Annotated in this window: 22 protein-coding genes, 1 tRNA gene and 1 pseudogene; 7 read left to right on the forward strand and 17 right to left on the reverse strand. The window is 66.8% G+C overall.

Annotated elements, in window-relative coordinates:
- Positions 1 to 287 precede the first annotated feature (287 nt).
- Positions 288 to 748: pseudogene (locus tag F9K34_RS09875) on the forward strand (transposase); the annotation flags it as partial.
- Between the two features lie 57 nt (positions 749 to 805).
- Here F9K34_RS09875 and F9K34_RS09880 read toward each other — a convergent pair.
- The 5 genes from F9K34_RS09880 to F9K34_RS09900 form a co-directional block, all read right to left on the reverse strand.
- Complete coding sequence (locus tag F9K34_RS09880) at positions 806 to 3265, reverse strand: arsenate reductase (azurin) large subunit (protein ID WP_291336796.1); 2460 nt, start codon at positions 3263 to 3265, stop codon at positions 806 to 808.
- Positions 3266 to 3276: 11 nt separating this feature from the next.
- Positions 3277 to 3798, reverse strand: a complete 522-nt coding sequence (locus F9K34_RS09885) for an arsenate reductase (azurin) small subunit (RefSeq protein ID WP_291336797.1) — start codon at positions 3796 to 3798, stop codon at positions 3277 to 3279.
- A 150-nt stretch (positions 3799 to 3948) separates the two neighbouring features.
- Positions 3949 to 5160: a sigma-54-dependent transcriptional regulator gene (locus tag F9K34_RS09890; protein WP_291336798.1), complete on the reverse strand. Its 1212-nt coding sequence runs from the start codon at positions 5158 to 5160 to the stop codon at positions 3949 to 3951.
- On the reverse strand, positions 5153 to 6580 hold the full coding sequence (locus F9K34_RS09895; protein ID WP_291336799.1) for a sensor histidine kinase: 1428 nt from the start codon (positions 6578 to 6580) through the stop codon (positions 5153 to 5155). Before F9K34_RS09895 ends, F9K34_RS09890 begins: the two co-directional genes overlap by 8 nt.
- Positions 6577 to 7425, reverse strand: a complete 849-nt coding sequence (locus F9K34_RS09900) for a substrate-binding domain-containing protein (protein WP_291336800.1) — start codon at positions 7423 to 7425, stop codon at positions 6577 to 6579. Before F9K34_RS09900 ends, F9K34_RS09895 begins: the two co-directional genes overlap by 4 nt.
- A gap of 282 nt (positions 7426 to 7707) precedes the next feature.
- Between F9K34_RS09900 and arsB the strand changes: the two genes are divergently transcribed.
- Complete coding sequence (gene arsB, locus F9K34_RS09905; protein ID WP_291336801.1) at positions 7708 to 8727, forward strand: ACR3 family arsenite efflux transporter; 1020 nt, start codon at positions 7708 to 7710, stop codon at positions 8725 to 8727.
- An 8-nt stretch (positions 8728 to 8735) separates the two neighbouring features.
- On the opposite strand, the gene F9K34_RS09910 is transcribed toward arsB, so the two are convergent.
- From F9K34_RS09910 to F9K34_RS09945, 8 genes are all read right to left on the reverse strand, one after another.
- Positions 8736 to 9137: an OsmC family protein gene (locus tag F9K34_RS09910; protein ID WP_291336802.1), complete on the reverse strand. Its 402-nt coding sequence runs from the start codon at positions 9135 to 9137 to the stop codon at positions 8736 to 8738.
- Complete coding sequence (locus F9K34_RS09915) at positions 9137 to 9364, reverse strand: thioredoxin family protein (RefSeq protein ID WP_291336803.1); 228 nt, start codon at positions 9362 to 9364, stop codon at positions 9137 to 9139. The genes F9K34_RS09910 and F9K34_RS09915 overlap by 1 nt, the downstream gene beginning before the upstream one ends.
- Positions 9365 to 9377: 13 nt before the next feature.
- A complete protein-coding gene (locus tag F9K34_RS09920; RefSeq protein ID WP_291336804.1) occupies positions 9378 to 10376 on the reverse strand; it encodes a permease in 999 nt (332 codons plus the stop codon).
- Positions 10373 to 10663: an ArsR/SmtB family transcription factor gene (locus tag F9K34_RS09925; RefSeq protein ID WP_291336805.1), complete on the reverse strand. Its 291-nt coding sequence runs from the start codon at positions 10661 to 10663 to the stop codon at positions 10373 to 10375. The genes F9K34_RS09920 and F9K34_RS09925 overlap by 4 nt, the downstream gene beginning before the upstream one ends.
- Before the next feature lie 135 nt (positions 10664 to 10798).
- Entirely contained in the window at positions 10799 to 10966 is a 168-nt protein-coding gene (locus F9K34_RS09930; protein WP_291336806.1) for a hypothetical protein, read from the reverse strand.
- 87 nt (positions 10967 to 11053) lie between these two features.
- Complete coding sequence (locus F9K34_RS09935) at positions 11054 to 11743, reverse strand: hypothetical protein (RefSeq protein ID WP_291336807.1); 690 nt, start codon at positions 11741 to 11743, stop codon at positions 11054 to 11056.
- A gap of 24 nt (positions 11744 to 11767) precedes the next feature.
- Positions 11768 to 12094: a DUF6538 domain-containing protein gene (locus tag F9K34_RS09940; protein ID WP_366557854.1), complete on the reverse strand. Its 327-nt coding sequence runs from the start codon at positions 12092 to 12094 to the stop codon at positions 11768 to 11770.
- 92 nt (positions 12095 to 12186) lie between these two features.
- Positions 12187 to 12262 (reverse strand) — tRNA-Ile (locus F9K34_RS09945).
- 177 nt (positions 12263 to 12439) lie between these two features.
- Between F9K34_RS09945 and purM the strand changes: the two genes are divergently transcribed.
- The 3 genes from purM to rnd all read left to right on the forward strand — a co-directional run bounded on the left by purM (position 12440) and on the right by rnd (position 15385).
- A complete protein-coding gene (gene purM / locus F9K34_RS09950) occupies positions 12440 to 13486 on the forward strand; it encodes a phosphoribosylformylglycinamidine cyclo-ligase (RefSeq protein ID WP_291336809.1) in 1047 nt (348 codons plus the stop codon).
- A complete protein-coding gene (gene purN, locus F9K34_RS09955; RefSeq protein WP_291336810.1) occupies positions 13483 to 14070 on the forward strand; it encodes a phosphoribosylglycinamide formyltransferase in 588 nt (195 codons plus the stop codon). Before purM ends, purN begins: the two co-directional genes overlap by 4 nt.
- Before the next feature lie 160 nt (positions 14071 to 14230).
- A complete protein-coding gene (gene rnd / locus F9K34_RS09960; protein ID WP_291336811.1) occupies positions 14231 to 15385 on the forward strand; it encodes a ribonuclease D in 1155 nt (384 codons plus the stop codon).
- A 6-nt stretch (positions 15386 to 15391) separates the two neighbouring features.
- On the opposite strand, the gene F9K34_RS09965 is transcribed toward rnd, so the two are convergent.
- The gene (locus F9K34_RS09965) at positions 15392 to 15865 is read right to left on the reverse strand and encodes a hypothetical protein (RefSeq protein ID WP_291336812.1); all 474 of its coding nucleotides are present in this window, start codon (positions 15863 to 15865) and stop codon (positions 15392 to 15394) included.
- 126 nt (positions 15866 to 15991) lie between these two features.
- Between F9K34_RS09965 and F9K34_RS09970 the strand changes: the two genes are divergently transcribed.
- Entirely contained in the window at positions 15992 to 16417 is a 426-nt protein-coding gene (locus tag F9K34_RS09970; RefSeq protein ID WP_291336813.1) for a SufE family protein, read from the forward strand.
- Between the two features lie 6 nt (positions 16418 to 16423).
- On the opposite strand, the gene F9K34_RS09975 is transcribed toward F9K34_RS09970, so the two are convergent.
- The 3 genes from F9K34_RS09975 to F9K34_RS09985 form a co-directional block, all read right to left on the reverse strand.
- Positions 16424 to 17050 (reverse strand): DUF1638 domain-containing protein, encoded by a 627-nt coding sequence (locus tag F9K34_RS09975; protein WP_291336814.1) that lies wholly within the window; start codon positions 17048 to 17050, stop codon positions 16424 to 16426.
- Positions 17047 to 17208 (reverse strand): hypothetical protein, encoded by a 162-nt coding sequence (locus F9K34_RS09980; protein ID WP_291336815.1) that lies wholly within the window; start codon positions 17206 to 17208, stop codon positions 17047 to 17049. The genes F9K34_RS09975 and F9K34_RS09980 overlap by 4 nt, the downstream gene beginning before the upstream one ends.
- Before the next feature lie 93 nt (positions 17209 to 17301).
- A complete protein-coding gene (locus F9K34_RS09985) occupies positions 17302 to 18003 on the reverse strand; it encodes a corrinoid protein (protein ID WP_291336816.1) in 702 nt (233 codons plus the stop codon).
- A gap of 164 nt (positions 18004 to 18167) precedes the next feature.
- On the opposite strand from F9K34_RS09985, the gene F9K34_RS09990 reads away from it, so the two are divergent.
- Positions 18168 to 18992 (forward strand): PA0069 family radical SAM protein (locus F9K34_RS09990; protein ID WP_291336817.1); only part of this gene is annotated, 825 nt, incomplete at its 3' end.

The raw sequence follows: 18992 nt of genomic DNA on the forward strand, positions 1-18992 counted from the left end.
CGTAACGGGCCTGCCCGGCGCCCCGCAAGTCGGGGCGCCCGCGGCGCGCGCCGGCGGGGCTCCTGGGTCCGGAGCGGTGACAGGACGGGGTTCTGGTGGGCCCGGAGGGTTCCGAGCGCCTTACCTGTTCAAGTCCTTAGACTGCGGAACCCGCCAGCTTCTTTCCACCGAACTTCAAGATGAACCTCGGTGTTACTCAAACCGCCGATGCCATGACTGCATGTGACCTCCTCCCCTGAAACATCTGCACTTTGAGGTTAGTCTGTTCTCCAGAGAAGGAGACGGACATGAAACGCAGCAGGTTCACGGAAGAGCAGATTATCGGCGTCCTAAAGGAGTATCAGGCGGGGCTGAGCGCCGCAGAGCTGTGCCGGAAGCACGGGATCAGCGATGCGACCTTCTACAACTGGCGCTCGAAGTATGGCGGCATGGACGTCAGCGAGGCGAAGCGGCTGAAGCAGCTCGAGGACGAGAATGCGAAGCTGAAGCGGCTCCTGGCGGAGTCGGTGATGGATGTCTCGATGCTGCGCGAGATGCTCGGAAAAAACTTCTGAGGCCCAGTTCAAGGAGATCTGCCGTGACCTGGGCCATGACCGAGAAGGGCTATTCGCAGCGACGTGCCTGCCGCCTGGTGGGCATCGACCCGCGTGTCCATCGCTACCGCTCCAGCCGCCCGGACGACGCCGGCCTGCGAAGCCGGTTGCGCGAGCTGTCGTCAGAACGACGCCGGTTCGGCTATCGCCGCCTGAGCCCGAGGCGCGCGCGGCAGGCTCGCGCGCCCCGGGCAGAGGGTTTGCAACAGGTCCTAGAGTTCGACCTCCCACGACTTGAAGCTCAACTTCGCCGTTGCAGGGCTTGCGTCCGCGATCTTGCGGATGTTGGCCCAGGTCTGCTTGTAGTTCGGCAGGATCAGGGTGTTCGTGCCGGCGTTGATCACGTTGCCCTGGGTGCCCGAGGGCGCCCCGAACAGCATGAAGGTCTCGTTCCGGCGCGCCGTGGGTTCGATGTAGACCATCGCCTGCGTCGCGCCGACGTCGTTGTAGACCTCGGCCATGTCACCGTTCTTCAGGCCCAGTTCGGCCGCATCCTCGGGGTTGATCTGGAGGTAGGGCAGGGGGAAGCGGTCGGACACGAAGTCGTTGTCCTGATCGAGGAACCAGTTCTGCCAGTTGATGTTCGACCGGCCGTTGTTGATGAGGAACCGGTGGTTCGCCTTCTGCTGCGCCTTTCCGGGCGCTTCGAGGCCGCGCCAGCCCCCCGCCATGAAGAGCGCCTTGCCGTCCTCGCGGCCGTGACGGGTAAAGACGCCGTCCTCGTAGAGCCGGGGCGTGCCGACGAGCTGGCCGTTCTCGAAGCCCTTGACCGGTTCCTGCACCCCGTTGTTGCCCATGGTGCGCAGGCGTTCATAGGTCACCTCGGGGTTGCCCTGGTGGTAGCCGTCCATGAAGGCGTCTTCCTCGGTCTGCCAGTCGTAGCCCTTGAACTGGTCTGCGTAGTCGTTCCGTCCCTCCTCCCGCAGGACACGTTCGAGCGCGTTGGCGAGCCGCGCGGCGATGAGGCAATCGGGTAGCGCCTGGCCGGGGCCATCCATGTATTTCTCGGTTAGCCGGAGCCGGCGTTCGCCGTTCATCGAGGTCAGGTTCATCTCGCCCGACTCGACCGCCGGAAGGATCACGTGCGCCTGCTGGCCGATCTGGCTGTGGATGATGTCCACGTTGACCGAGAAGAGCCCGCCCGCGTTGATCGCGGCGACGATGGCATCGACCATCTCTTCGCGCGTTGCACCGGCACGGGCATCCATCGCCTCTTTCACCATGTTGGTTCGGCGGTTGTATTCCCGCTTGAAGGCAGAGGCGTTCAGCGTCGTCTTGTAGTGGTCGTTCGCCCAGATGTGATGCACCTTGCCGCGCCCAGCGATCAGGAGCTGGTCAATGTAGGGGGCGGGGCGGCCGACATGAGCATCCGACGGGCGGTAGTAGCCTTCCTGGTGGCCGCCCAGACGACAGCAGCCGCCGCCTTCGCGTCCGACATTCCCGGTCGCCAAGGCGATGTTCAGCAGCGCGCCGATGGTGCGGTAGTTGTCGTTGCCCCAGATGATGCCCTTCTCATACGCAGTCACGCACTTGCGCCGCGAGCCGTCATCCTTCGGCCTGGCGATCCACTCTGCCGCCTTGACGATGTCGGCCTCGGCCACGCCGCAGATTTCGGCGGCCTCTGCCGTGGAGATCCGACAGGCCTCGCGCGCGGCCTCGAACGAACCGAGGTTCGCCGGATGCGCCTCGTCCTCGGGGACAGCGATGCCCTCTGCGAAGGTGGACTTGGCGATGAAGTCGGCATCCACCCAGCCCTGGTCGGCGATATGGGTGAAGAGCGCATTGAAGAGCGCGAGGTCCGTGCCCGAGTTGATCTGCAGGTGCAAGACGTTCTCCGCCCCCGCGACCTCCTCGCAGGCGTTGATCGTGACGGTCCGGCGCGGATCGACGACCAGCACGCGCGCGCCGCTCCGCATCCCCGGCATCATGTGGTTGAGAAAGAGGTTCGTCTGCGTCTCGATCGGGTTCGCGCCAACGAGGAAGATTGTGTCCGTCACCTCGTAGTCGCCGTAGCCGTAGTTCAGTTCATCCACGCCCATATCGCGGCTGGAATGAACCTCGGAGTTGTAGGCCGGGCGATTGTGGATGCGGCAGTGTTTGACCTTCATCGAGCCGAAGTAGAGCTTGCCGGTGCCCCAGGTGTTCTCGTAGCCGCCCGCCGAACCGCCGTGGTCGAACATCGAGACGAAGAGGTCGTCCTCGTTCTCCTTGTCGATCACTCGTGCGGTCACCCGCGCCACCAGATCCAGCGCATCGTCCCAGGTCGTGGGCTGCCAGGTGCCGTAGCGCCAGACGAGCGGGTCGGTCAGGCGCTGCTGCTGGGTGCCATAGATGTCGGAACGGCGGTTCTCGGCCATGCGCGCGCCCCGCACCGAGCCTAGGCCCGCATTCACCACGCAGTCATGGTCGGGCTTGATGACCAGATGCACGTCCTGGCCGTTCTGCTTCACGACGTTATACATGGACGGCGCATACCAGGCGTCCGTCTCCATCGGCTGCTGCTGGCTCAGGTCCTCGCCCGACCAGTTCGATTGCGCCGATCCCTGACGGTTGACCGGCCAGGTGTAGGCCCTGTAACCGCAGCCAACGATGCAGTAGTGGCAGGTGACGTTCTGTTCCCTGGCACCGGCCGGGATGATCGGCAGACGGTCGATCTGACGTTTGTAAGCCATCGCTCCCTCCCTCAGGCCAGCATGTTGGACAGACGGCCGTAGATCAGCTCGTCCACCCCTTCAGCGAAGATGTCGCCCTTGTCGTCGATGCGCAGCATGAACTGCGGCAGGTTCTGGGTGGCGTGGCCCCAAGTCTGCTGGCCGCCCGCCTCGCAGTCGAACCGGCTGAAATGGCCGGGACAGTTCAGTGTCTTGTCGCCGGCGTTGTAGGACAGTTGCCAGCCCTTGTGCGGGCAGAGAACCGAGAAGGCGACGACATCGCCGTCGGGGCCGACTCCGCCTTCGACGGCACTGCCAAGTTTCAGCAGCACCCCGGGGCTGTCGGCATCGGGATAGGCGATATCCATGGGCTCGTTCGGCTTGAGCTCGGACAGGTTCGCCAAGCGGTTTGACGGGTAGTCGACGCGGGCGAGCGACTGTGCTTTCGCCGGTGCGGGGGCGACGATGGTGGCGGCGGCTGCGCCGGCCGCACTCATGACGCCGCCGCGCAGGAATTGCCGGCGGCCGACATCGACCAGCTTGTTGCATTTCATGGCTCGGATCCTCCCTGGTTCTTGCTCTCAGAAGGCTAACAGGCCAAGGCACGCCCCCGCGACGGGTGCGATTCCGTTGCTGCGGCGCGGCAAATCACTGGTTTTCCTGGACAAATTTCGACGTTCGGATTTCCGAACAACGTGCGAACCTCAAACGCCGAGCTTCTGCATCTTCTCCCAGAGCGTGGTCCGCGATACGCGCAGGAGACGTGCTGCTTCGCCGATTTGGCCGCCGGTGCGCTCCAGCGCGGCCATGATCTGCGCCCGTTCCGCCGCGTCCCGAACTTCGGCGAGCGACCTGAGCCCGTCGTTCCTGGCCCGTTCGGGGAACAGGTCCGAGGCGAGGACGTGTTCGCCCTCCGCGGCCTCGACGGCGCGGATCAGCCGCGCACGGAGTTCCCGTCCATTGCCTGGCCAGTCATGCGCCCGGATCGCTTCCTCGGCGCTCGCGGCGATTCCCGCGAGGGGCGAGTCCCGGCGCGCATTGAGCCCCGGGAACAGTTGTGATGCGAGCCAGACCGCATCCTCCGGGCGATCGACCAGCGAGGGCACCACCACCTCATGCGACTGAAGGATCGGGAGAAGGTCGGCGCGGAACATGCCGGCTGCGACCTTCTCCTCGATGTGAAGTCCGGCGGTCGAGATCAGCCGGAATCGCGGATCTGTCTGGCGTTCGACAAGATCGGCCTGCGCTGCCAGGCTGAGGCGCCCGACCCCTACGACGATCAGCGATCCCTCGCCGACATCGGCGATGGACCGACGCAGCGTGTCCACATCGACGGCCGCGCGCATGGCGTTCACGACGACCACGGGCGCCGCGCGACGGTCGCTGTGTTCATGCACCTGTTGCGCGAGGCGAAGCTTGCCAAGTCCCGTGGCGCCGCGGATCAGCAGGGGCCAGTCGTGGCTTGCGGCCGCGCGGATCCGGCGGTCTACCGCACGGGCCGCATCGGAAACGCCGGTCTTCGCCGGCAAATCCCGGTCCACGCTCGGTCGCATGACGAGGACGAGGCGCTCCAGGAAGGCCGCAATCTCGAAAGGCTTGGCGATGTAGTCCGCCGCCCCCGACCGGATGAGGCGCACCGCCTGGTCGATACCGCCCTGGCCGGTAATGAAGAGGAAGGGCGGCGGGTGACCGGTCCGGGTCAGCGTGTCATAGAGCTCCTCGCCGGTGCCGTCGGGCAGGCGGATGTCGCATATGACCGCGTCCAGAGGCTTCCGGGGCGTGCGGATCGCGGGAAGCGCCCGCGCCACCTGGCGGTGCCACTGGACCTCGGCGCCTTCGATCGTCAGGCGCTGGAGAAGCGAGGCCCCCATGATCTCGTCGTCCTCGACGAGGACGATGCGCCGGCCTTCAAGCATGCCCGCGTCCTCCGGTCGGCAGTTCGACGCGGATGATGGTCTCGTTGCCGGTCCGTTGATGATGGATCCGCCCGTCGAGGCCGGCCACGAGGTCGTGGACGAGGCGCAGACCCACGCCGCCGCCCGACGGCAGGGGGCCCGAGGCCATGAGCCGCGCGAGGTTGGAGCTGCCGAGGCCGGGACCGTCGTCGGCGATCGAAAGCGAGAGGCGATCGTCGCCGTTCACGACCTTCAGGCTCACCTTGCCGCCCTGTCCGGCGGCCGCCCCGGCATTCAGGAGCAGATTGAGGACGATCTGCCGGACCTGGGCCGCCGGCTGGGTGGCGAGCACGGCGGACGCGGCCTCGATCTGCCAGTCGAGCGTCTGTTTGCGGCTCAAGGCCTCCGGCTCGAAGAGCAGGCGGAGGTCCTCGAAGTCCTCGGGTCCGAGCCGCTGTCCAGCGCGGTCGAGACGGTTCTGGTGAAGGATCGCGCGTGTCACCTCGCGCAGGTGCGAAAGGCCGCGCTGCATCAATTCGGCCGATTGCCGCACGACGTCGGGCCGGTCGGCGTATGTCCTGATCGTGTCAGCGGCGTTCAGGAGGCCGCCCAGGGGATTGTTGACCTCGTGTGCCAAAGATGACGACAGGCGGCCGAGGCTGACGAACCGCTCGCGCTCGGCCAGCCGGCGTTCGGCCTCGGCGCGCTGTTCGACCGCGCTGGTCATCCGGTTGTAGGTGTCGATCAATCTGGAGAGTCCCGGGTCGCCACGGGGGATGTCGGCTTCGGCGACGGGCCGCGGTGTTCCTTTCGAGTCGTCCATGGCCTGCACCAGCGTTCCGACCGGGCGAAGGATCCGGGCGACGGCAAGCCATCCGCCGAACGTGAGAAGGGCCGTCGCGACGGCATTGCCGACCAGCAACCACAAGGCGATGCTCCGGCGTTCGGCCAGAAGGTCCGTCACGTCAAGTTCGGTGACGATGCGTCCGACCTCGCGGCCCTGATAGAGCAGCGGCGCGATCACCCGCAACGCGGGCTCTCCGGTCATGCGGAGCGTGTCGGGGGAGACCGCGCCTTCCTCGAACCTTGCGACATCCTCGCCGACGGGCGCGCGGCGCGGGTCCGTCGCGGCCAGCACGCGCCCGCGTTCGTCGGCGACGACCGAGAGGAGAAGCCGCTGTCCGTCGTAGGTGGACCGGGCGCGGTCGAGAATGTCGTAGACCTCCCAGACGTCCTGACGCAGGACCGACGGACCAAGCGCCACGGACAGCCCCTCGACATGCAGCCGTGCGATCTCGGACAGCCGCGCGACCTGGACCCGGCCAAGAGCCGCGAGTACGCCCTGGCTCGCCACGATACCGAGGAGGATCATCATCGCCGCCGTGACGAGGGGCACGCGCAGCGTGACGGGCAAGTCGCGGAAGCGCGGAAGACGGGTCATCCGCCCACCAGGACGGCCATGCGCGCGGCAATGCCATCGAAGAGCGTGTCGTTCGGCGGAGCAACACCATCGAGATACAGCAGTTGCAGCGCCGTGCGGCCCTCGACCGTGTCGGACAGGCCGAGAAGTGCCGAGCCGCATGCCCTCACCGATGGGTCTGCAATGCGGTCGGTGCGCGCCACGAAGGGCGGGAATCCCAGCCACTCGGACCGGGCGATGACCCTGGTGCGCGCCGTCAGTTCGGGTTCGGCGGCGCTCAGGGCATCCCAGACGTAGCCATCGACGCTGCCGGAGCGGGTCAGGCCCCCGGCCACGGCCCGCACGACGTTGCGGTGCCCGTAGGTGAAGATCACGCGCGAGAAGAACCTGTCGGGAGTTTCGCCTAGCCGTGCGAGGTCAGACGCGGTGACAAGATAACCGGAGTTGCTGTCCGGATCGGAAAAGGCATGCGTTCCCCCACTCAGGTCCGTGAGGCCGGCCGCAGGATCATCCGGCGCGACGATCAGGTAGGACTGGTAGAGAGGGCGCCCCTTCCAGATCGGGACACCAAGAAGCGAAAGTTCGGACCGGTGTTGAAGGTAGGGATAACCGCAGGTCCAGGCGACGTCGACCGATCCGTCAAGAAGCGCGCCGGAGATTTCCTGGTAGGTCCGCCGTTGGACGAGTTCGATGTCCTGGCCCATACCGGAGGCGAGCGCCGACTTCAGTGCTGCGATGACGGCCGCATCGTTATCGAGAAAGACCGGTGTCAGGGCGAAGCGGAAGGGCGAAGACGCTTGCGCCCGCGCCCATGGAGCCGCAAGCGCGACCCCGCCGAGCATCATCATGCGGCGCGTGGTGTGCATTGTATCCTCCCAGAACGCGGCCGCCCCCTCAGGGATTTGCCTCGCCGCCGCGTGATGCGGCTGTTCGATCTCGGGGCAAATCGCAGATCGACGATAGACGCGTTCTGTTTCGCGTGGAAAGCACTCACTTGCGCGCTCTCGGCACCGAAGCGTTGCATATCTGCGAGCCGCGGACCTGCCACGCTCCGCGCCCTGCGTTCGATCGGTCCCTGGCCACCTTCTCGGGAGCCCTTGCGCCCGGATGGAAAAGGCGATCCTTTCGGGATCCGGAAGGGAGATCGCATGACCCTGTTCGAACGCTGGCTTTCGCTTTGGGTCGCCCTTTGCATCGTGGCGGGCGTCGCGCTCGGGAATCTTCTTCCCGGCGTGTTCGCTGCCTTGGCATCCCTGGAATACGCCTCGGTCAACCTCGTGGTGGCGGCGCTCATCTGGGCGATGGTCTATCCGATGATGATCGCAATCGACTTTGGCTCGCTGAAGGATGTCGGGCGGCGGCCGAAGGGGCTGATCATCACGCTGGCGATCAACTGGCTGATCAAGCCCTTCACCATGGCGGCGCTCGGCGTCCTGTTCTTCAACTACCTGTTCGCCGGGCTGATCGACCCGGTGAAAGCGCCCGAATACATCGCGGGCCTCATCCTGCTCGGCGCGGCCCCCTGCACGGCGATGGTCTTCGTCTGGTCGCAACTGACCAAGGGCGATCCGAACTACACGCTGGTGCAGGTATCGGTGAACGACCTCATCATGGTTGTGGCCTTCGCGCCGATCGTCGCCTTTCTGCTGGGTGTCGCGGAAGTAAGCGTGCCGTGGGAGACGCTCATCCTGTCGGTGGTTCTCTACATTGTCATCCCGTTGATCGCAGGGTCGCTGACGCGGCGGGCCCTGACGGCTCGCGGGGGCGAGCGTGCAGTGTCGGATTTCACGGCGCGTATCAAGCCCGCCTCCGTCCTGGGGCTCCTGCTGACCGTCGTGCTGCTGTTCGGCTTCCAGGGTCAGGTGATCCTCGCCCAGCCTTTTCTGATCGCGCTGATCGGCGTGCCGATCCTGATCCAGTCCTACGGCATCTTTGCCCTTGGCTACGCCTGGGCGTGGGCCTGGCGGCTGCCGCACAAGGTGGCGGCGCCTTGCGCGCTGATCGGCACGTCGAACTTCTTCGAACTGGCGGTGGCTGTCGCAATCGGTCTCTTCGGCCTGAACTCCGGCGCCGCGCTTGCCACGGTCGTCGGCGTGCTCGTCGAGGTTCCGGTGATGCTGTCCCTCGTCGCCTTCGCCAATCGCACGCGCGGCAGGTTCCCGGTCTAGCAGGCTGCTTACGTCTGTCGGCGCAGGCTTCCCACGAGCTGCAGGGCAGATGCGAGCGTGTTCGAGATCGTGCCGTATTTCAGAACGTTGCGATGAAGGAGATCGAGGCGCTGATCGGTCTCGGCGCTGTCCACAATGATCTCGTAGCGGATCAGGTTCAGCTTGGGCGGCGCGTCCTGCCGCACGGCCTCAAGCCGCACCTCGGCGCCGTCGATCTGGAAATGCAGCATCGGCGTCACCCGCTCGATCCCCTTCAGCATGCAGGCGGCGAGTGCCGACAGCAGGAGTTCGACCGGGTTCATCGCATCGCGCCGACCCGCAAGATCGGTGTCGAGCGTGATCTCGGCCTCCTTGGCGACAGCCAGGCTGCCGTGGGCATCGATCCGGCGGGCGTGGACGCGGTATTCCATCAGAGGAGGTTTCTGATCTCGTCGGAGGTCAGGACCTTGCCGGTCGAGACGACCTTTTCATCCACGACAAGGCCGGGTGTAGACATCACGCCATAGGCCGCGATCTCGGCGAAATCGGTGACCTTGACGATCTCGGCCTCCATTCCGGCCGCTGCCGCTGCGGCCTTGGCGTTTTCGCCCAGGGTAATGCATTTCTTGCAGCCCGACCCGAGGATCTTGATTTTCATGCCCTTTCCTTTCTCAGATGAACCAGTGTGTGACAGCGTTGAAGATCAGCCCGATTGACAGAATGCCGGCCGTCACTACGCCCGTGAAGGTGACGAGGAGCGGCATCCTGACCACGCGCTTGAGCATGATCAGGGAAGGCAGTGACAGAGCGGTCACCGCCATCATGAAGGCCAGCACCGTGCCAAGTCCCACGCCCTTGCCCACCAGCGCCTCGGCAATCGGCAGGGTGCCGAAGATGTCGGCATACATGGGGATGCCCACCAGCACCGCCACCGGGACGGACCACCACTTGTCCTGACCGAGCAGGGCGGAGATGACGTCGGCGGGCACCCAGTTGTGGATCGCCGCCCCGATGCCGACGCCGATCAGCACATAGAGCCAGACGCGGTGGACGATTTCGACCACCTGATCCTTGGCGTAGACCATCCGCTCTGACAGGGTCATCGTTGTGGCCTCGCCGGTGACGGGGACGGTGCGGACAAAATCCGCGACTTGACCCTCCATCCCGAGGCGCCCGATCACTGTGCCCCCGACGATGGCAACGACCAGCCCGACGGCCACATAGGCCATCGCGATGGGCCAACTGAAGATCGACGCCAGCAGGATCACCGAGGCGAGGTCCACGAGCGGCGAGGAGATCAGGAACGAGAAGGTCACCGCCAGCGGCAGTCCCGCCGCAGTGAAGCCGATGAACAATGGGATGGACGAGCAGGAACAGAAGGGCGTCAGCGTGCCCAGAAGGGCCGCCAGCGTGTTGGCGCCAAGGCCGGAGCGCCCGCCCAGAATGGCGCGCGTCCGCTCCGGCGGGAAATGGCTTTGCACATAGGAGATCGCGAAGATCAGGATGGACAGCAGAAGGAATATCTTGATCACATCATAGACGAAGAACTGCACCGACCCGCCAAGCCGCGAGGATGGGTCGAGGCCGAGCGCTACCACGCCCTGTCCCACCAGATCATTGAGCCAGGTCATGCGCAGGAACTGGTCGTTCAGCCAGCCGAACACGCTCATCCGACTGACTCCGTGACCATGATCTGCCGCTCCAGCGCGGCTTCGACCAGGCGTGCAAGGGGCGGCGTTAGTTCCGGGTTGATCCGGTAGCGCACCCATTGCGCTTCACGGCGATCCACCACGAGCCCTGCCTGCTTCAACACCTGCATGTGTCGCGACATCCGGCTTTGGGTGGCGCCCAGCTTCCGCATCAGTTCGCAGACACAATGCTCCGACCCGTCCGCAAGGAGATGCATCGCCGCGAGACGGGTCGGCTCGGCCAGGGCGGAAAGGACAGCAACGATCATCTGGGCCACTCCAGTTCATGCGCATCTGCGCATAGGCGGGCGATGTCCGCCGTGATCTGGATCAATCATCGACCGCCGTAGCCACTTCGATATTTCGTCCGACACGCTGCTTGCCGCCGTGGCGAATTTCTCCGGTTAGGTCGCGTTGTGGAATAGGGGGCCGGGGGCAGCGGCCTTCACATAGTCGAAGAAGCCGAGTTCCACGATCTGCCGGTGAAGCGGCACGTCGCGGTAGTCGCCCGCCTTAACGGTGCCCGCGTCGGGCGTGATGCGGATCACCCACCGGTCGCCTTCCTGCCGCACCTCCTCCTTGCGTAGCTGCGTGATCTCGCTGATACGCGCGCCGGTGAAGGCACAGATGATCGGCGCCCACCGCTTGGCGACCGTGTGCTAAGGCGTCTCGCGGACGTAGCCGAATTGGTTCGGCTTCGGCTGATAGCTCAGGGCCGCATTCAGGACGGCCAGCGCCTCGTCATCGGTATAGCCCTTTTCGCGGCTGCGCACCTTGCGCGGCTTCGGCTGCTTGACCGTCGCCGCCACGTTCTCGGTCAGCCGCTCATTCTCATGTGCCCATCCGAACAAGGAGCGAACAGTCGAGAGGTAGATATCGTTCACGGTCTTGGCGGTGAGCGAGGTCATCAGGTGATCGCGCCACGCCAAGAGGTCTTTCTTCGTCACGCGGTTCGCGTCGTCGTGCTTCAGGAAGGCGCACAGGCTCTTGATGACCGGCGACTGTCGCTTGCCGTTGTCCTTCATGAAACCGGCTTGGGTGCGGCCCTTTACATAGTTGGCCCAGAGCTCGTTGAGGCTAACCGTCTTCTGATGCTCTTCGGCGGGCGTGACGTTGACGAGAACCGGGTGCGATGGTGTGCCGGTGAAGTCGCCTTCGTCGCGTTCGACGACGCGCGCCAATGCTTCATACTCGGCAATGCAGAGCGCACGGGCGAGGGTGCGCCACTCAGCTGTGCCGCGCTCCGCGTCGGTGTTGCCGAGGTGCCGGTAGCGGTCGATCCGATCCCCGACAAGCCGAGCGAGTTCGTCGTCGGTGAGACTTCCGGCGATACCCTTGCGCAGCATCATGACAAGGCGGTCGTCGATGCCGATCTACGAGTAGGCCGGATGCGACCGTGCCAGTTCGTCGCCTTCAAGCCGCCAGTGGTAATCCGCAAGCGCGATCTGATCGGGCGCGAGCGGATACCGTGCAGGACGCGATCGGGGTGAGGTTGCGGCGATCTTGCGTTCGGCGAGCGCGATCTGGTGCTGAAGCTGCGCGACCGCACCGGACAAGCGCTTGATCGCCTCGCGCTTGTCAGCACCAAGTGGCAGGCGAAGTTCAGTCTTCCCCACCGCTGGCCGAAGATCCTTCGGGACCACGAGTCGGGCGTAGTAACGCCCGCCGCGAGGTAGTAGATACCTGATCATGCCCGCCATAATCCGCCTACCGTTTGTAACCAAAAATGTAACAACAGAAAGGCAGAAGGCCCTGCTTTGCAAGGCTTTTCTTTTATATCAATGGGATATGATGGTAGGCCCGGAGGGACTTGAACCCCCAACCAAGGCGTTATGAGCGCCCTGCTCTGACCATTGAGCTACGGGCCCGGCCGAAGCCTGACTAGCAGAACCGCGGGACCGGTCAACCCCGATGCCGCGCTCCTCCCGGAGGGCGCAAGAATCGCGCGGGGCGGGGTCGTCCGGCGCGTTGTCGCCGCCGCGCTTATCCTGTATGCCGCGCCGCAACGGGCCTCTGCGGGCCGGCCGATACGGGGGATGCGAGAGATGACGGGGCAGAAGACCGGGCTGACCTATGCCGATGCGGGCGTCGACATCGACGCGGGCAACGCCCTCGTCGAGCGGATCAAGCCCGCGGCGAGGCGGACGGACCGCGCGGGCACTGTCTCGGGCCTCGGCGGGTTCGGCGCGCTCTTCGACCTCAAGGCGGCGGGCTACCGCGACCCGGTGCTGGTCGCCGCGACCGACGGGGTGGGCACCAAGCTCCGCATCGCCATCGACACCGGCAACGTCGACACGATCGGCATCGACCTTGTCGCCATGTGCGTGAACGACCTCGTCTGCCAGGGGGCGGAACCGCTGTTCTTCCTCGACTATTTCGCCACCGGAAAGCTCGACGTCGATCAGGCCGCCCGCATCATCGAGGGAATCGCCGAGGGCTGCGCGCAGTCGGGATGCGCGCTCATCGGCGGCGAGACGGCCGAGATGCCGGGGATGTATCACGGCGGCGATTTCGACCTCGCGGGCTTCGCGGTGGGCGCGATGGAACGCGGCCGGGACCTGCCGCGCGACGTCGGCGAGGGCGACGTGCTTCTCGGCCTCGCCTCGAACGGGGTCCATTCGAACGGCTATTCCTTCGTCCGCAAGGTGGTGGAACTCTCCGGTCTCTCCTGGTCCGCGCCCGCGCCCTTCGGCCCGGGCACGCTCGGCGGCGACCTGCTCGCGCCGACGCGGCTCTACGTGCGCGCGGCACTCGCCGCGATCCGGGCGGGCGGGGTCCATGCGCTCGCCCACATCACCGGCGGCGGGCTGACCGAGAACCTGCCGCGCGTCCTTCCGCAGGGCCTCGGCGCCGAGATCGACCTCGCGGCCTGGGACCTGCCGCCGGTCTTCCGCTGGCTGGCCGGGACGGCCGGCATGGCGGAGGCCGAACTGCTCAAGACCTTCAACTGCGGCATCGGCATGATCGCCGTGGTGGCGCCCGAGCGGGTGGCGGACGTGAGGCTCGCGCTCGAGGCCGAGGGCGAGACCGTGACGGAGATCGGCCACGTCACGAAGGGGCAGGGGGTCGCCTATCGCGGCCGCCTGTTGTGAGGCGCGTCGCCATCCTGATTTCCGGGGGCGGCTCGAACATGGTCGCGCTCGTCCGCAGCATGACCGGCGACCACCCCGCGCGCCCGGTCCTCGTCGCCTCGAACGACCCCGCGGCGGCGGGGCTGACGCGGGCGCGCGAGCTCGGGGTGGCAACCGCCGCCGTCGACCACCGCCCGTTCGGCCGCGACCGCGCCGGCTTCGAGGCGGAACTCCTGAAGCCCATCCTCGCGGCAGAGCCCGACATCCTCTGCCTTGCCGGGTTCATGCGGGTGCTGACGCCCGGCTTCGTCGAGCGCTTCCGGGGGCGGATGCTGAACATCCATCCCTCGCTCCTGCCGAAGTACCCGGGCCTCGATACCCACCGGCGCGCGCTCGACGCGGGCGATGCGGAGGCGGGCTGCACCGTCCACGAGGTCACGCCCGAACTGGACGCCGGCCCGATCCTCGGCCAGGCGCGGGTGCCGGTTCTGCCCGGCGACACGGTGGACACGCTGGCCCGGCGGGTGCTCGCGCAGGAACACCGCCTCTACCCGGCCGTCTTGCGGCGCTACGCCGCCGGCGACCGCAGGCCCGTGCTTCTCTAGGACCGTCCGCGCGGCCGCACAAATCGCCGGCACCTGTGGCAATTGAACCCGCCGCGCCGCGGGCGTCCAGCGGCGGCCCTGCCGGCCCTTTCCTTTCCGCCCCGGCTCGCCTAAGAGGGCGAAATCCCTGCGGGATGCCCCCGCGCCTGACGGACATTCGATGCGCACGATCACCACGACCGAAGACCTCGCCCGGTTCTGCGATGCGGCCAAGGCGGCCCCCTATGTCACGATCGACACGGAGTTTCTTCGGGAACGGACCTACTACTCCAAGCTGTGCCTGATCCAGATGGCGCTTCCGGGCGCCGAGGGCGAGGCTGTTCTGGTCGACCCGCTCGCCGGCCGGCTGTCGATGGAACCGCTCTACGACCTCTTCCGCCACGAGGCGACGGTGAAGGTCTTCCACGCCGCCCGGCAGGACCTCGAGATCTTCTTCGTCGAAGGCAAGGTCTTCCCGACACCGCTCTTCGACACGCAGGTCGCCGCAATGGTCTGCGGCTTCGGAGAGCAGGTCGGCTACGAGACGCTGGTCAGGAAGATCGCCCGGGCGAACCTCGACAAGACCTCGCGCTTCACCGACTGGTCGCGCCGGCCGCTTTCGGAGGCGCAGAAGACCTATGCGCTGGCCGATGTGACCCACCTCCGCGTGATCTACGAGTTCCTCGCCAAGGAACTTGCCCGCACCGGCCGGCAGAAATGGGTCGAGGAGGAACTGGCGATCCTGCTCGACCCCGAAACCTACATCACCCGTCCCGGCGAGGCCTGGCTGCGCGTCAAGACCCGCACCACCTCGGGCCGCTTCCTGGCCATCGTGCGCGAGCTCGCGCGGTTCCGCGAGGACTACGCCCAGACGCGCAACGTGCCCCGCTCGCGCGTGTTCAAGGATGACGCGCTCCTGGAACTTGCCTCGACGAAGCCCACGACGCACGAGGAGCTTGGCCGGTCGCGCCTCCTGCTCCGCGAAGGCAGGAAGCCCGAGATCGCCGAGGGCATCCTCGCGGCGGTGACGGCGGGACTGGCGGTGAAGCCCGAGGATTGCCCGAAGGTCGATGGCGAGCGCGATCCCGGCCAGGTCGATTCGGCGCTGGCCGACCTCCTGCGCGTGCTCCTGAAGGCGAAGTCGGAAGGCGCGGGCGTCGCGCAGAAGCTCATCGCGACGTCCTCCGACCTTGACGCGCTCGCCTCCGGCGACCGGTCCGTGGCGGCGCTGAAAGGCTGGCGCGGCGAGGTCTTCGGCGAGGACGCGCTCAGGCTCTGCAAGGGCGAGATCGCGCTTTCGGCGAAGGGCGGCGCGGTCAGGGTGGTGAGCGTCTGAGGGCGCTCAGCGCCGGCTCGACCGGCTGTTTGCCGCCCCGAGGACGACGATCTGGGTGACGTTCGCCAGCTTGATGTCGGAAACGTAGGCCGCGGCCGTCACCTCGCGCGATTGCGGCGTGGAGACGCGCGCAGGCCCGCGCGGCTGGTCCACGACGAAACGGTAGGTCAGGACGCCGTCGACCGGCTCGCCGCGGTTTTCGGCGACGAGGGCCGCGTCCCACCAGCCCTGCGTGGGCGGCAGGCCCGCCGCCCGCACGATCGCCCCGCCTGGCTGGCGCGCCACCTCCATCTCGGTCACATCCGCCACGAGGATGCGCGGGTCGTCGGGCTTGCCCGGCACGGCCGGTTCCGCCACCGCCACCGTCGCGGGCTGCGACCGGCCGAACCAGTTGAACGGGTTGATCCGGCTTTCGCGGATGCGGCCGCATCCCGCCAGCACCAGCGCGAGGATCAGAAGTCCGCTGACAGGCAGTTTCATCTTTCGGCCGCTCCCTACCCAGGCTCCCGACTGGGTAGCCCATTCGGGCCGCGCTGAAAAGAGCGGCCGTCACTGGACCTTGCCGGGCCGAGCGACTAGGTGAAGAGGACGAACCGGAGACAGAGCATGGCCACCGAAGCCTTCGAGGAGATCGTCGCGACCTTCGACTTCCTGGACGACTGGGAAGACCGCTACCGCCATGTGATCGAGCTTGGCAAGGCGATGCCCGCGCTCGACGAGGCGGTGAAAGTGCCGGCGACGAAGGTGGAAGGCTGCGCCAGCCAGGTCTGGCTCCTGCCCCGGATCGAGGGGAAGGGGCCGGGTGCGCGATTCGACTTCCAGGGCGACAGCGACGCCATGATCGTCCGCGGGCTCATTGCGATCCTGCATGCGCTCTACTCGGGTCTCTCCGTGACCGAGGCGGCCGCGGTGGCGGCGCAGGCCGAACTTGCCCGGCTCGGTCTCGACGAACACCTCTCGTCGCAGCGGTCGAACGGGCTTCGCGCGATGGTCGGCCGGTTGAGGAAGCTTGCCTCCGAGGCCGCGGGCTGAACCCCGTCAGAGCCGCGCGAGCGCCGGCGCGAGGTCGCCGTATCCGGTGAACCGCCGTTCGTAGGCAAGGCCGAGCCGCGCCGCGCAGTCGCGCGCCTTGGCGTCCAGCGCGGGGTCCTCGGTCTGGGCCTGATAGACCAGCTTCTCGTAGTTGCCGAACATCATCGGGATGAGTTCCGGGTGCCGATCGAAACCCATCGGGCGCCAGACGAAGGCGTCGAACTGCCGGCAGAGAAAGTCCGTCAGGTAGAAGGCGGTGGCCTCCTCTCGCGCGGCGAAGGCGGCATTGCCCTCGAAGAAGGAATAGCAGTGCGGCCCCGCCACCATCTCGACGCCGAGCGCGTCGCAGCGTTCCTTGAGACGTCCGCCCGTGCCGCAGTCGGCATAGACGACGAAAATGCCGTCGTAGTCCGCCCGGTGCTTGAGGACGGTCGCCTCCACCGCCTCGGTGATCCGGTCGGGCCAGAGGTGCAGGTTGGCCGGCAGGCAGGTCAGGTCGAGATGGTTCCAGCCATTCGCCGCCTTCAGGTCGAGGATCTCCCGCGCGAGGGCCCCGCAGGCGATCAGGAGGATCCGCCCGGTCCGGCTCGGCGCCTGGCCCCGTTCGGTCAGGTCCTCGTCGGAGGGGATCACTGGGACTTCCCCATCGTCCGCCCCGCGAGCGCCGCGATCAACAGGACCGGGACCAGCCAGGGCCGCAGGTCCGCCGGCAACGCGGTCATCGGCAGCGCCGTCGCCGCGCCGAGGACGATCACGGCGAGCAGGATCAGGGCGAGACGGGCAGGGGGCACGGGACATTCCTTTTCCCCTCAAGATGGGGTCCGTTCCCGGCATTGCAACGGGCCGCCGCCCCGCCGGGGCGGCAGCCCCGTGGGGCATCCGGCTCAGCCGGCGGCGAGCTTGTTGTGCTTGCGCGCGATGAAGTCCTTCGCCGTCTGCACCGCGACGGCGGCGTCCCGGCAATAGGCGTCGGCGCCGATCGCCCGGCCGAACTCCTCGTTGAGCGGCGCGCCGCCCACCAGAACGATGTAGTTCTCGCGCATGCCCTTTTCCTTCATCGTGTCGATCACGACCTTCATGTAGGGCATCGTCGTGGTCAGGAGCGCGGACATGCCGAGGATGTCGGCCTCTTCCTTCTCCAGCGCCTCGATGTATTTCTCGACCGGGTTGTTGATGCCGAGGTCCACGACCTCGAAGCCCGCGCCCTCCATCATCATGCCGACCAGGTTCTTGCCGATGTCGTGGATGTCGCCCTTGACGGTGCCGATCACCATCTTGCCGACCTTGGGTGCGCCGGTTTCAGCCAGGAGAGGCTTCAGGATCGCCATGCCGGCCTTCATCGCGTTGGCGGCCAGAAGCACTTCCGGCACGAAGAGGATGCCGTCGCGGAAGTCGGCGCCGACGATGGTCATGCCGGCCACGAGCGCCTTGGTGAGCACGTCGTAGGGCGCCCAGCCACGGTCCAGAAGGATGCGCACGCCCTCCTCGATCTCTTCCTTGAGACCATCATAGAGGTCGTCGTGCATCTGAAGCACAAGCTCTTCATCGTCGAGCTCGCTCAGGATGATCTCGTTGTCGTCGGCCATGGGCATGTCTCCTGACGGTCCTGATAGCGTATTTGCGGCGGGATCGCCAATGTCACTTGGCGAATTGCGACATGGCCGGCGCCGGTGGCGACGCGGACGAAGATCGCGCCGTGCGCGTCCGCAGGCCCTTGCGCGATGTTCTGCAAATGTTCTAGCCTTGCCGCATGACCCTTCCGCCCCCCGATCCCTTCCTGCGCCTGCGCGCCCGGGGCGCCGCGAGCAACGCCGCGGGGCGGTTCGAACCCTACCGGCGGGAGGCCGACAGCGACGGCTGGGACATCCCCGAGGACGACCGGCTTCTCAGGACCGAGGTCAGCGAGGAGCGACCGCGCTCGGTCCTCAACCCGGTCTCCTCGCCCGACCTCGGCTTCGACCGGTCGGTGAACCCCTACCGCGGCTGCGAGCACGGCTGCATCTACTGCTTCGCCCGCCCGACCCATGCCTACCTCGGCCTCTCGGCCGGGCTCGACTTCGAGACCCGCCTCGTCGCCCGCCCCGAGGCGCCCGAGACGCTCGCCCGCGAGATCGCGCGAAAGTCCTACCTCTGCGCGCCCATTGCCTTCGGCACCAACACCGACCCCTACCAGCCGATCGAGGGTCGCTATCGGATCATGCGGCGGATGCTCCAGGTCCTCTCGGACTGGAACCATCCGCTCGGCATCGTCACCAAGGGGACGCTGATCGAACGCGACCTCGACCTCCTCGGCCCGATGGCCGCGCGCGGGCTCGTCCAGGTCGGCATCTCGGTGACGACGCTCGACGCGGGCCTCGCCCGGCGGCTGGAGCCGCGCGCGCCGACGCCGGCCCGCCGCCTGCGGGTGATCGAGACGCTCGCGCAGGCGGGCGTTCCGGTCAGGGTGATGGTGGCGCCGCTCGTCCCGGTTCTGACGGAGCCCGAGCTCGAACGCATCCTTGCCGCCGCGCGCGACGCGGGCGCGCGGGCGGCAAGCTACATCCTCCTCAGTCTGCCGCACGAGGTGGCGCCCTTG

The organism is Albidovulum sp. (genome assembly GCF_008933605.1).
GTDB lineage: Bacteria > Pseudomonadota > Alphaproteobacteria > Rhodobacterales > Rhodobacteraceae > Albidovulum.